Raw genomic sequence first — 13,183 nt, forward strand, 5'->3', positions numbered from 1 at the left:
ATAACACACTTCTTTTTCTGTGACAATCCCGTGAATCAGAGTTATAGGCGGGGTTATTTCATAATGATCAGTATTTATTTTACAGTTACACGGCATTTGTAAGAAACTTTTCCGGATCTTACTGTAATTACCGCAGTTCCTTTTTTCACACCTCTGACCACACCTTTGGAACTTACTGTGGCAACAGCCTTATTGGAGGAACTGTATGTAAGTTTTTCAGCAGATGTTATTGGTCTGCGTATCGGCTTTAAGGTCGTTGTCTTTCCTTTACTGATGGTTATTCTGGACTGCAGTCCGGTTATGGCCGCAGTTCTTACTGTTCCTTTCTGTACAACGACTTTCAGTTTCGCCGTTTTTTTGCTTGCCAGAGTTACTGTGATATAAGCAGTACCTGTCTTTTTCTGTGCGGTGATCACACCTTTTTTATCTACTTTTACAATTGCAGTATTGCTGGATTTCCAGGACTTCACGGAATCTCCTTTTGCAAGACCACTGACTTTCACTTTGCTAGTAGATTTTCCCGGATTCAGACGAATTCCATATGCGTTCAGTTTGATCGTTGGTTTCAGTTTGCTTCCTGAATTCTTTGTTTCTTTTTTGGCACATACAGAACAGGTTCTTGTGATCTGTTTCGGTGCAAAAACAGTTGCAGATTTCGTTGTCTTCCAGGAACTCCACTTATGTGCTGCAAGAGCTGTTGATTCGGTCTTTTTCTCTCCGCACCAGGTACAGGTATAAGATTTTGTTCCTTTTGTCTTACAGGTGGATTTCTTTGTTACTGTTCCTGCATCCCAGCTGTGTTTTGCATGTTCTCCTTTGTTTTTCAGATCCCAGTATGTTGTCTCCTTATTTACAAAACGTCTGTAAGAATCCAGTGCCTGAAGTGCCTGTACTGTAGACATTTCGCTGGATTTTGAAATTGACATGGAATGTGAAAAACCATTGTCGCTCTGAATATAACCAGTCAGATTTGTGATCATATTCATATTTACAGTACCAAAATCATCGCTTAACGGATCAATTCCCATAGAAGTCAGTGCCAGAAGAACCTGGGCTGTACTTTCACAGGTACCATATCCGAAATCATCTCCCATGGCATTTGCCAGGTAAGTGAGTGCTTTGTCTGAAATATTTTTTGCGACTGTATTATGGTTTCTGTAGACAGCAAGGGCCTGAAGCGCCATGGCTGTAATATCAGAGCTTCCTCCTTTTGCATCGGTAAGTCCGATTCCACCGGTTGTCGGATTCTGGAATTCTCCAAGTGCCCTGATGATGGAAGCACGGTTCCATTTCGCATTTCCCGGGATCTGGATATCTGCGGCATCCAGAGCGATCAATGCATAGATCAGTTCATTGGAACCATTTTTCAGTTTTTCAGAATTGTAGATCATCGCTGCAAGGTTTACACCGTCAACATTTGTGATGTCTTTTCCCATAGCTGTTAATGCAAGAGACACTCGCTCAATATCTGTAGGTTTCTGGTCTGCACTCCAGCCTTTTACAGTCGCACATACAGACTCGTAATATGCGTCCAGTTTATCCTGGTCAATGGTCTGTCCGCTGCGGAGAAGAGCATATACCACCCACTCATCTCCATACTGATATCCTTTTTCCTGATGAAGGTCTGTAAGATAAGAAACTGCTTTCTCAACGTCTTCAGACGCAAGTTTTTTGTTGTCTGTATCCTGTCCGTCACCTTTTGTTACTGTGAGCCTGATCTTTACAGGTTCCGGAGAATTGGTCTGGTCAACCGGTGTACCGGTAGCGATCACCGTTCCCTCGCCGATTCCCGTGATCCTGTAATCGGTTCCGATAAAGTAGTTGTTTGTATCTGGTGCTCCATCCTGACGTTTCCAGTAGCCACTTGTTTTCTTTGTAATGACTACAACACCTTTTTTGTCAAAAGTCCATTTCATGGATGGATCTGTCACGTTGTATCCCTGGTCAGAAATCTCTCCGGTAAAGCTCAGATCGATATCCTGACTTTCTCCTGATCTTACGGTTACCTCTGTTACAGGAGAAGTGACTGAAGTCAGTGGATTCTTATATACAAACTCAACCTCAGAAGTTCCGGTAATGGTACGTGTCTTTCCTGTTTCCGGATCTGTATCTTTAATTTCTGCTGTGTAAGTTACTTTTCCGGACTGTTTCGGAACAAATACTTTGGAACCGTTGCTGTAATATCCGATCGTATCATCACTGCTTGTAATGGTCCAGTCAGATGCATAACTTGCATTGGTCGGAGTTACTACGGCACTTCCCGGAATCGGGTTAAATGCAACTCTGCCGTCCTCTTCCTGACCGTCACTGTTTGCATTTCTTCCATGGATCACCTGCTGTCCGGACATTCCCGGTACAATGGATTCGATCGGCACATATGTAGATGTCAGATCTACTTTTGCAGAGATATCCGGCTGTGCCTTGGAGCTTACGGTGATAGAGGAAGTTCCCGGTTTCAGGAAGAAGAATGAACTGTAACTTTCATCATTACTGATCACAGATCTGTCAGCGGCTTTATACAGGAAACTTGAAAAAGCCATATCGCTGAAATCATCTTCCCCTGTATATTTTCCCTGAACCTGGATCTTCTTAGTCTCGGAACCTGCTACCGTAAAGCTTCCGTTTGTTATATCCTGTCCGTCAATAAGAAGTCTGACTGCTTCGATCTTCTTTGTTGTGGCGATCACAGAAACATACGCAACAACTTTACTGGAACCGTCACTGTTTATCTGTGTTGCTGTGATAAGTGTTTTTCCGTTTCTGTATACATACAGATCTCCGGAAGAAAGGTCCATTGCCATTGCTCCGGACGGCTTCATCTCTGTACAGTTCCACTCCAGATGACTACCCTCCGGTGCCTGATAATCCTTAAGGCTTAATCTGCCTGCAACTTTAAATGCATTGACAGAATCCGGAGATACCTGCAGACGGGAATCTGTCAGGGTTTCTTTTGCACTTCCATTATAAGCAGAAAATTCTACCTGATACTGATTTTCTGCTGGAAGTTCCGGCCACACTTCAGTATCCGGTTTATAGGACTGGTTTTCTCCAAAGTACGGGAATCCTTCACTGCTCTGTCCCCATTTTGTACCATTGTCTCCACGTCCGTTATTCAGGACATCAACCAGATCCAGCGTCTTCATTTCTGTCTCATCCCTGGATGTGGAATTTACCAGAACTCCCTCCGGTACAGACGGCATGGACAGGGTATCTGCCCAGTAACAGTTCTTTACAAGTCCTGGATCATCCGCAGTTTCATACTGTGCAAACAACGCGCCTTTCGGGCTCTCGCCAAAAGAAATACTGTTTGCGATAACTCCGCCTGATAATTTCTTCGCGAAACCGCAGGCATAACTTCCGGAAATTTCCACAGAACAGTTCAGTACCGCACCTTTGATGCTTCCGCCAAGTGCACCTGTATTTTCCCATACATTTCCGATCGTTCCTTTAAATGCGGTATTCTGTACAACACCGCTCTCTCCCACTCTGGTAAAAAGTCCCTGGGAATCTTTCAGCGTAACAGTATGACCCTGGCCGTCAAACACACCATTAAATTCACAGAAGTTCATATAATCACCTGTAAGAGTGATATCGTTATCCAGCACATAATACTGACCTTCTGTACCGCTCCAGATATTTTCGATCTGGTCTGCAGAAGTAATATGTGTAACGGTTACACCTTCCGGGATTTTTACCGGCGCTTCCGGTTTCTGTTTCTTCAGTGCGTTCACTGCATCGCTGAGTTTCTTTGCAGCTGCGTTTACTTCTGACTGGGAAGCTGTACCTGCATCCAGCATTTCCCTGGCCTCAGCAAGAGCCTCGGAAACAGCTTTCCAGCTGGTCTCTGTGTAGTCAGACTCTGTAAGTTTCTCTGTAGATTCAATGGCAGCTTTCAGGCTGTCCCAGTTTACTTCTGCCGGAGTCCCGGAACCTTCTGTCAGTACCGGAAGTCCGTTGTTGCTTCCATCAGAAGGAAGTGCCCATCTGAAACCTGTAGACGGGATCTCTGTATTCAGGATATCCACACTGGCTTTGATCTGATCTGCAGTCATTTTGGTTTTGCTGTCATCAGAAATATTATCGGTTCTTCCCATACCAACCGCAGACATACCGGATGCCCAGAGTGTATGGCTGATCTTATAGGAACCTCCATTTGTAGCAGCGATTCCTCCACCAAACATATCTGTATTTCCTGCAAAGTAACAGTTGGTTACTGTTCCCTGAAGATTTCCCACAAAACCTCCGATGGTATCCATATAATCACTTGCCGCATTGGAGGATACTGTAGAATAACAATTCTGGATCGTTCCTGTTACTGTATTTGCCACACTGCCCTGTCCGTCTGAAAGCGTCAGTGTGCTGCTTCCTGCAACTCCAAGATTCTGGATCGTTCCGGAAACTTTATCTGCAAGCGGCTTATCCGCAAGAGTGATCACATGGCCTTTTCCATCCAGCGTACCTGCAATGGAGCTGATCTGCTGACCGGAAGTCAGAGTGATATCTGCCGCAAGTTCATAAGTTTCGCCTTCCGCGATTCCTCCTGTCGGAAGATCTGCTGCTGTACTTATCACATGGGAAGCAGACTGTACTTCTGCCACAGCAGCCTTAGAGCTGTCTTCATCTCCTGCCGAAAATTCATCCGCCTGATCTTCCTGTCCTGCTGAAAAATCTTCTGCCCCATTCTCAGTTTCATCTGCCGCAAAATCTGCGGTATTACTTTCTTCTGCAGTGTTTTCTTCCGGATAAAGCTCCATGGAAGTACTTTCTTCTGCGGTCTGATCCGAAAACAGATCTGCGGCCTGTACCGGTGCAGTTCCTCCCAGCATCAGCGCCATTGACAAAGACACACTAAGCGCCTTTTTTCCATAGCCTTTTTTTGTTTTTTTCATTCTTTTTTTCCTTTCCTTTTATTTCCGCACTAAAAAAGTTCCCTCACTGAAATGAGAGAACTGATTTTCTATCGGTTAGTTGTATTTAATTTTAGCTGAATATCTCAGATACTCTTATCCCCTCTGCGAAAAAATAATGTAAATGACGTGGCAGAGATGCGATTCAGACCTCACGCTGGAATCCTCCTTTAAGAACTGTCTGTGGCAGTTCACCTCATCTGAAATATGCAGTTGTTTCTTCTGTTATTCTAACAGTTTGGAAATTTTATGTCAAATAATTCTCGGGATTGCTGTAGATTTTCTTTCCGTGTCCTGCTGATGTTATGAAGCACACGAATTGACTGCAGAACATCCTTTTTGCTGCAACACTCAATGGTCCACGTCCGCTCCCTGGTTTCCGGAAGCAGTCCCAGTACTCTTTCATAAGGGATATTTCCGGCGCCCAGGGCAGCATGGGAATCCCGGTCACCATTGTTGTCGTGAACATGGACATGGGTCACATAAGGCGCCAGCTTCTCTGTCCATTCCAGAACCGGGATCTTCGAATAACAGTGGGCGTGCCCCATGTCAAAACAGAGATGGAAATTCGGATATTTTTCCCCAAGAAGTTTATAAACATCCAGAACCGGATTGATCTGCGGGTCAAACACATTCTCCATCACAACTTCCAGCTCTTTATGCTCTTCCAGAAATTCTCCGAAAAACTCCGCAACTCTCTCAGGCCAGCCCTGAAGATAGTGGACATAAGGGTTCATGCAGGTATGATAGATGATCTTTTTTGCCCCAAGTTCCATACCTGCTGTATAAGTCTGGTGAAAACGCATCATCGTAATTTTACGCACTTCGCTGTCAAAAGCCGCGGGATCGATATTCATAAACGGTCCATGCAGGGTCAGTCCCCGACAGTCCATAAATTTCAACCGTTCCCGGTAGCTGCCAATGGAATCATTCAGATGATCCAGATTGTCTGCTATCGAAAATTCAATACTTTCGATTCCCACTCCTGTCTGCTCGATAATCTCGTTCATCTCATGATCCGGCAGAAGATGACTGATATATATCATAATTCTTTACCAGGGTAAGCACTTATGGCTTCCCGTCCTTTCTTTCAGGTATTTCTGTACCTGTATACAATTTTTGCCGGCCCTGCTGTTATGGCAAAGACCGGCTTTCCGTCATTTCCAATACCTCTGAAACGTACAGGAAATGCCTGTTATTTTATTATAATCTGACATCCTCACAGGGTCAAGCCGACATCTGACTGGCTATTTTTCAATAAAAAGCCCCAGAGATTTCCAGTCATTTACTGTTTCATTTCTGAGCTTCAGATCATAGGGTAAAAGTTCTACCGGCAGATCATTTTTGATACAGGTTCCGATCAGCGGAATGATCCATCTGTTATCATCCGAAATCTCCGCTCCATTTGCAAAATGATCAAAGCAACAGCTCCCGTCTCCCTGAACTTTTCCCGACATCATACGGATCGTATCAGCTCCGTTCAAATATGACAGATAAACTGTCTTATCTTCATCCTGAAAACTACCCGGCAGTTCTGTCTGCGCGATCGTAATTCCATTCTCATCCACAGTAGTTGTGTAATCAAAGATCCACCCAATATTTCCATCCCCATCTGTCAGACAAAACGTGTGGCTGCATGCGATCAGATTCCATACATCCCAATATTGCAGTTTCTCATCAGATGAATTTATCTTAACAGATAGAAAACGATAAGCCGGTGCGTCACAGCCTTTCGTTACTGCTGTGAGAGCATCCATTTTTCCAAGCGCATAGGAGATATCAAGGCTGTCCAGTCGATTACGCAATGCCTGATAGCAATCCATTTCTTCTCCATCCGTCATGCTTCCATAAACAGAACAGTAAATTCCATCATTTATCTTATTCTCTCTGACCTGATCTTCCCCAAAACTGCTGTCATCCGTCTGCCAGTCCACCTGTTCTTTAATAGAAATGGAGAAGCTGTGTTCCAGTGGTGGATGCGTCAGATTATACTTAAGAAGATCTGAAAAAGCACCATTATCATTATCTGTCAGATAACAGCCTCTTCCATCTTCCATAGGAATGGTCGTATAAGGAGTTACTGACGGAATATCATCAGGATCCTGATAAATGGCATAATTATTATTCCAGAATCTTATCTTTTCTCTGTTCCGGGAGAGAAAATCTTTTGAAAAGATCACTTCGTAATAACCATTGGAGTTCTGTGTGGAAGTCATCGCGCTGTCAGATTTCACCTCCGAAACGGACCCTTTGTGCCAGGTCAGGGTAAAGTCCTTCGTCTGATCCAGTTTCAGATTTTCGTTAAAAGTATCTCCTTTTTCGCGGCTTTGAATGATCAGATCTACAGCCCGGGTAAGATAAGCTTTCAGGACATATTCCGGAACTGAAGCTGAATCAGTATCTGTAGATTTGTAATTATTGCCACCGGCTGTATTTTTCGGAAAATCTTCCTTCAGCAGGAGCATGGTAAGAACTCCTTTATTTTCTGTTAAAGAATACCTTCCACTTTTGACAGCAAATCGCTTCAGACGTTCCTCCAGAATTTTTATGGATTCATTATATCCGACTACTGTAAATTTATCGTCCGGAGTCAGAGTCACCTGATACATGGTCTCCGCATTATATTCCAGCGGTGTATTTTTCCGGTAAAGAAAAACACCCAACAGCGTAAGTATCGCAAAGAGACAGAAAACACCACAGGCAAAAAACACCTTTTTTCTTTTTTGAGGTCTTTTTGCTGCTCTGCTGCCATCGCCTGCTTTCTTCACAGCCTGCTCTCTACCCACGATCGCCAGCATTTCATCAATACTCTGCGGCCGGTCTTCTTTTTGCAGGGACAGTCCTTTCATCAGAATATCTTCCAGCTCAGGATCGATTTCTATCCCCAGATTGGAAGGCGCCTTCAGATTATCATCCAGAAGACGACTGTACGCTCCATCCGGTATCTTACCTGTAAGACAATACCATAAAGTAGCTGAAAGAGCATAAATATCTGTCGTCGTTCCCTGGTTTCCCTGAGAACTTACCTGCTCTATCGGACTGTAACCATCCTTCAGAGTACAGGTATATTCATCCCTTCCACATTCCCTTGCTGTCCCGAAATCAAAAAGTTTCAACCGCAGAGTCTGCGAAGGTCCACCGGAAAAATCCGTGCCTAGGACCATAAGATTGTCCGGAGCAATATCTCTGTGAATCAAACCACGCTTATGTATCAGGGAAAGCCCCGACAGGATTGGAAGAATCGCAGAAAAAAGCTGGTCTGCCGGAATTGGTCCATATCGCTTTACATATTCTTTTAAGGTTATTCCTTCCAGATATTCAAGTACAATATAACTGGTTTCATTTTCCTCAAAATAATCCAGAACTTTTACAATACTGTCACTCTTTAACGTGGCAAGAATTCTTCCTTCCCTGAGAAAAGTGTCTCTGGATTCTTTTATAAAAAGTTCCTTGATACAGACTTTAAGACCAATAGGCTCCTGGACTGCTTCATAGGCAAAGGCAAAACCGCCCTGTCCGATAAAACGAAGAATTCTGTATTTATTATTCAGTTTACTTCCGGGTTTCAGTTGCTGCATAATATTAGTTCCTTCTGTTTTCAGAAATTACTGCATCAGATTCATTTGTCCGATCATCCTGTTGATCGCTGATTTTTTGTCATCAGAACAGAGAACGGCAATCAAAAAACTGTCAAGACTGTCCTCTTCCGCGCTCTCATCCAGTACCTGAAATCTGCAGGCCTGAAGAATCTCATTCATTCGTCTTACTGTCAGGATCAGTCCCGGATCAGGAAGTTCTGCTTCACTTCCAAAGAATAAGATCATGAGTAAAAGAAGTGACCGGGAAATGCAGTCTCCCTGAAGAATCCTGTGCATAAAGCTGTACTCTTCCCAGTTCGGATCATTGGCATCCGAATCACTGAGGAGAATATAGGAATAAAATCGGTTCAGAAGTTCAAACAACTTATTAGGACTGATCTTCGCTGTGGCCAGACACTCTTTTATCTCTTCCTCGGACATATGAGCATGTCGATTCGGATCCATTTTGGAAATATTGCTGAGTGGAAGATCAAGATAAATGTTTCTTTTGATCCGTCGGTTTTTATCACTTGCCATATAATATTTGATCCTGGTATTCAGATAAAAAAGAAAATATTTGCAGATATAATATCTGGATTTTTCTCTGCCATCACAAAACATCCGTATGTTTTCACACATATAAGAAACAAATTCCTGATTCTCACCCAGTCTCCCGAGATCCTTTTCCACAGTAAGGGTTCGCTGAAGTGTATACATAGTCTCCGCATAAAAACAGGAATTCATCTGCACATAGTTTTCCATACGTGCAAGAGGAAACGCTGAATAGGAGCCATTGAACCCATTAATAAGAAATCCATCATAAGAACCACTGCTTTCAAATTCGCGGATCTGCACGATCAGACTGTACCAGTGATCAAAGGTCAGTTTTTTCTGAAAAGCATAGATCAGACTTGCCTCGATCAGATCCCGGGCATAGAGAACTTCCTCATTTTTTTCCTGTAATGCAGCGTTAAGCTCAGCAAGACTCCACTGATTGCAGAAGCCTTTGTAAATGATCCGGTAACGCAGGGGATAGCTGTCAATCTTCTTCTGGATCCCTTCAAGGGAATCCCGGTCCTGCAAGAAATCCTTCTGGATTTTTTCGAGGGATTCCAGGCACGCAAGCGCATCTTTTCCTTTGAGACCGATAATGATGTCATCAAATATTCTTTTTGTTTTCTTTCTCATATCCTGTTCCACCCCCTGATAGATCCACATACTTCTTCATGTTTATGCTTACCATTCCTTTTTTATTCCATCAATTTCAGCAGTTACTTTCTGCTGAATTTCCAGGGGAATGATTCCGCAGGCCAGCATTTTGAAATCTTCACATACACTGTCAGCTGTTTCCTTCCCGGTCTGCAGAAATATACTTCTGGATTCTGTATCTTTATATTCACTTTCCTTTAGATGGATGATCAGAAAACATTCTCCGTGAGTCAGCTCATAAGAATAACAGCTCTGAAACAGTCTCTGGTTCAGATAATTCACATACCATTTAAGGGTTCGGATAGCTGCCTGCTCCGGATTATAAGTGGTGATGGAAATTACATACTGGTAATAATCTCCACCTATTCTTTTTTCTACATACATAGAATTTCCCTTCCTGACGGTGAAAGCTTTTTACGAGGAAGTGCGTTTACTCATTAACTGTGTAGGTAAGGCTGTCCGGCATTTCCGTTAATTTCAGTTCCTGGCGCCCACTGTCAATCATGGACTGGCATAATGTCTCTGCATTTACATAGTTATTTTCTGTGAATCCATCATCTAATACGATAATTCCGGCTCCGTCAAGAGCTTTAAGATTTTCGTTTTTCTCAAGATTATTAAATGCGAGCACATATCTGATATAGTCACCTTCATCAGTAACTTCTTTTGTCATGAAATCGAAATTTTCAACCCCTGGATAAACCTGGCTGACATCAATACCCTGGATGCTTTCGAGAGTATAACCTGCAGATTTGTAAAAAAGAGTTTCATCATTTAACTGCACAAGCTTTTTGCTTCCACTTTCATAAAAGATCACTATATATTCCGGATGTTCTGCAGTGTCGTCAGTCTTAAATACACGGTGCTCTATTAACAGAGAATCCGTAGCCGGTGTTGCAATGGCAGTTTCTGATGTGCTGCTGTCAGAAGTGACGTCAGAATTTGCTGAAGAATTCATGATCTGAGAAGCAGCTGAAGAATCTGCTTCATTGGAAGTGGAGGACGTTGAACTGGCAGTCTGACTGGAAGCCGCCATTCTTGTTCCTGTAAAATAACCGACCGACCGGCCGATCACCGTAGCAATTGCAATCACTGCAACCGTTTTTACCACATTAGACATCTTACTCATAGCTTATTTCTCCTTCTCTTCTGTAAATTTATTATGTATAAACAGTATAGTAAAATATTTCTGCATATTTTTGCGAAAAATATTTCTACCTGGATTATACCATAAGCTTAATTACCCCTGGATATAATTTTTGCCAGCCTCTGCTGCTGCAAAGACCGGCTTTTTATCATTTCCTCTGTAGCTGGAGTACATTGGAAATGCATGTTATTTTGAGAATTTTTTTTACAAGAATTATACGAGAACTTTCTCTACCGCATTTTTCCATCCGCTGTATTTCTGCTCTCTCTCGACCGCATTCATGGACGGGATAAACTGGTTGCGGTTTTTCACCTCAAAGATGCTTTCCATCTTGTAAAGTCCACAGCTTAATCCTGCCATCAGGCCAGCTCCGAACGCGGAAGATTCTTCACATCTTGGAAGGCTTACTATTGTTCCCAGGATATCACTCTGGAACTTCATCAGATACTGGTTTCTTGTAGGGCCGCCGTCTACGCAGAGCTCTTTTACTGTCATTCCATCTTCTGCCTTCATCATCTCCACAATGTCTGTGATCTGATAAGTAATTTTGCCGTTAAGCCCCCATGCAAGAGAAGTTACAAGACCAAGATCTGACATGATCGGTTCTGTTCCTGCGTTCATCATAACAGAGGAACCTGTTCCGTATGTAGCCCTGTCCGAACAAAGCACCCTGGGAATCTCCGCTTACAACCGGTGCGTCCGGAAGTGCAATGTTCAGAACTTTACGTGGGCACTCAGCGCCAACAACCTGGCTTACCATGGAACCAAGTCCGCCAAACGGTGCGTGTTCCTCAGCAGTTACAACAACTTTTGCATTGGATGCTGCTTTTACGATTGCTTCTTTGTCCAGAGGTTTTACGCAGTACATATCAAGAACTGTTGCGTGAATACCGTCTTTCTCAAGAAGTTTGACAGCCTCGTAAGCCAGGCGTACACCATCTCGCCGCATGCGATGATCGCTGCGTCTGTACCATCTGTAAGAACCGTTGCCTTGTCCATTTCGAACGGGCAGTTATCCTCTGTATAAATATCCTCAACCGGGTTTCTTCCTACACGGATGTATGCCGGTTTCTCATCTTTCAGAAGTGCCTCGATCAGTTTTGCTGTCTGGAAACGGTCACTTGGAAGATAAACTCTCATGTTGGGGATTGCGGACATAGCGGCGATATCCTGTGCGGAATGATGGCTCATTCCAAGAGCACCGTAGCTGATTCCACCACTGATTCCGGCAGCCTTGTTCTCCATAACTGCAGAGCCTTTACCTTTAACAGTGTTTGCGATGAGGACTGTCGGCTGGCCTTTTGTCTGTTTTGCTTCCTCAAATGCTGCGTGGAGCTGCTCAATCTTTTATCTCTTTCCTTTACAAACCATACTCTTTATATAATTTCCTGCAAGCCTCCACACTGTCTATAATTTTCCCAATCTCATCCATTCGGCCATCCGCAATCAGACGATTGATCAGCATTCTCATCCGCGCTTCGCCAATGGCCTCACCCTCAGCTTTTCCTTCCGCTTTACCTTCTGCCTTTCCAATAATTTTTCCACGCGCTTCTCCTAACTCAAGTAATCGTTCCGATTCCAACTGTAAAACCTTTCCGCCCATAACTTCATCCACTCCTTTCCTGATTTTTTCTTCTTTCCGGAAAATATAATCGGATATCCTTACGATTAGTCTATTCAAATCTGTATATAATTCTGACCTTCCCGCCATCGAAAGCTCTTTCTCCAGATTTACCCGGATATCCTCGTACTCACTCAACAATTCCTGTAACTTCTCTGTATTTTCTCCTATCGTATGCGCTGACTCTTCATATCTCATCACATAAAACGGCAGCAACATCAGTAAATTCTTCTCAAAAATGCTATCCTTCGTATAACGCTCCACCTTCACCGTCGGAACCCGATATACACACACCTGCCCATCCGGAAGCTTTAGCTCCACTTCCTCAACATCCGGCGTATTCTTCGTAGTTCTCAAATAAATCACACAGGACCTGGGAAACTCCACAAAAAATCTCCGTCCAACCCTCCGCCTGCTCTCCAGCGCAATAGCAAAATCATACTCAAACATCCGGATTGCCATCGTAGCATCATCTGTACTCTGACACTCAATATGATACACCTTATCCCCGATCAAAAGCCGGGCATCCGTGATCAATTCCCCGTCCTCCAGCTGATGCTCATTCCGAAGATGCACGATCTTCACATCCTCCGGATACGAAGTATGGAACACCTCGTTGATAAGCGGAACAAGCAAGTACGTCATCTTCTCCACCATCGTCCGGAAAACGTCATCGAATATAGTATTGTTGTTCATTAACACTCCTATCGGTATATATGAA

At 43.5% G+C, this 13,183-nt stretch carries 8 protein-coding genes and 2 pseudogenes; all 10 read right to left on the reverse strand.

From position 1 onward, the window contains the following. Nucleotides 1–74: 74 nt before the first annotated feature. The 10 genes and pseudogenes from GPK81_RS01575 to GPK81_RS01615 all read right to left on the reverse strand — a co-directional run bounded on the left by GPK81_RS01575 (nt 75) and on the right by GPK81_RS01615 (nt 13,158). Nucleotides 75–4,889, reverse strand: a complete 4,815-nt coding sequence (locus GPK81_RS01575) for an Ig-like domain-containing protein (protein WP_215706399.1) — start codon at nt 4,887–4,889, stop codon at nt 75–77. Between the two features lie 248 nt (nt 4,890–5,137). After that, nucleotides 5,138–5,953: a sugar phosphate isomerase/epimerase family protein gene (locus GPK81_RS01580; protein WP_215706400.1), complete on the reverse strand. Its 816-nt coding sequence runs from the start codon at nt 5,951–5,953 to the stop codon at nt 5,138–5,140. Nucleotides 5,954–6,154: 201 nt separating this feature from the next. Then, the gene (locus tag GPK81_RS01585) at nt 6,155–8,485 is read right to left on the reverse strand and encodes a serine/threonine protein kinase (RefSeq protein WP_215706401.1); all 2,331 of its coding nucleotides are present in this window, start codon (nt 8,483–8,485) and stop codon (nt 6,155–6,157) included. A gap of 27 nt (nt 8,486–8,512) precedes the next feature. Next, the gene (locus tag GPK81_RS01590; RefSeq protein WP_147343296.1) at nt 8,513–9,673 is read right to left on the reverse strand and encodes a hypothetical protein; all 1,161 of its coding nucleotides are present in this window, start codon (nt 9,671–9,673) and stop codon (nt 8,513–8,515) included. Nucleotides 9,674–9,721: 48 nt separating this feature from the next. After that, on the reverse strand, nt 9,722–10,078 hold the full coding sequence (locus GPK81_RS01595; RefSeq protein WP_215706402.1) for a hypothetical protein: 357 nt from the start codon (nt 10,076–10,078) through the stop codon (nt 9,722–9,724). Between the two features lie 46 nt (nt 10,079–10,124). Beyond that, nucleotides 10,125–10,823, reverse strand: coding sequence for a hypothetical protein (locus tag GPK81_RS01600; protein WP_118071506.1), 699 nt, complete (start codon nt 10,821–10,823; stop codon nt 10,125–10,127). 231 nt (nt 10,824–11,054) lie between these two features. Continuing rightward, the gene (locus GPK81_RS01605; protein ID WP_215706403.1) at nt 11,055–11,465 is read right to left on the reverse strand and encodes an FGGY-family carbohydrate kinase; all 411 of its coding nucleotides are present in this window, start codon (nt 11,463–11,465) and stop codon (nt 11,055–11,057) included. Further along, nucleotides 11,395–12,077: pseudogene (locus tag GPK81_RS18400) on the reverse strand (transketolase family protein); the annotation flags it as partial. The gene GPK81_RS01605 and the pseudogene GPK81_RS18400, both read right to left, overlap by 71 nt. Beyond that, nucleotides 12,069–12,185 (reverse strand): annotated as a pseudogene (locus GPK81_RS18405) (transketolase); the annotation flags it as partial. The pseudogenes GPK81_RS18405 and GPK81_RS18400, both read right to left, overlap by 9 nt. A gap of 16 nt (nt 12,186–12,201) precedes the next feature. Then, nucleotides 12,202–13,158 carry a hypothetical protein gene (locus GPK81_RS01615; RefSeq protein WP_215706404.1) on the reverse strand — a complete coding sequence of 319 codons (957 nt, stop codon included), beginning with the start codon at nt 13,156–13,158 and terminating at the stop codon, nt 12,202–12,204. Between the last annotated feature and the right edge of the window lie 25 nt (nt 13,159–13,183).

Source organism: Blautia sp. MCC283 (assembly GCF_018785565.1).
In the GTDB taxonomy this organism is placed as follows: Bacteria; Bacillota; Clostridia; order Lachnospirales; family Lachnospiraceae; genus Blautia_A.

Coding starts and splice junctions, on each gene's coding strand:
- GPK81_RS01575 (WP_215706399.1), bottom strand. CDS start 4,889: ATGAAAAAAACAAAAAAAGGCTATGGAAAAAAGGCGCTTAGTGTGTCT.
- GPK81_RS01580 (WP_215706400.1), bottom strand. CDS start 5,953: ATGATATATATCAGTCATCTTCTGCCGGATCATGAGATGAACGAGATT.
- GPK81_RS01585 (WP_215706401.1), bottom strand. CDS start 8,485: ATGCAGCAACTGAAACCCGGAAGTAAACTGAATAATAAATACAGAATT.
- GPK81_RS01590 (WP_147343296.1), bottom strand. CDS start 9,673: ATGAGAAAGAAAACAAAAAGAATATTTGATGACATCATTATCGGTCTC.
- GPK81_RS01595 (WP_215706402.1), bottom strand. CDS start 10,078: ATGTATGTAGAAAAAAGAATAGGTGGAGATTATTACCAGTATGTAATT.
- GPK81_RS01600 (WP_118071506.1), bottom strand. CDS start 10,823: ATGAGTAAGATGTCTAATGTGGTAAAAACGGTTGCAGTGATTGCAATT.
- GPK81_RS01605 (WP_215706403.1), bottom strand. CDS start 11,465: ATGATGAACGCAGGAACAGAACCGATCATGTCAGATCTTGGTCTTGTA.
- GPK81_RS01615 (WP_215706404.1), bottom strand. CDS start 13,158: ATGAACAACAATACTATATTCGATGACGTTTTCCGGACGATGGTGGAG.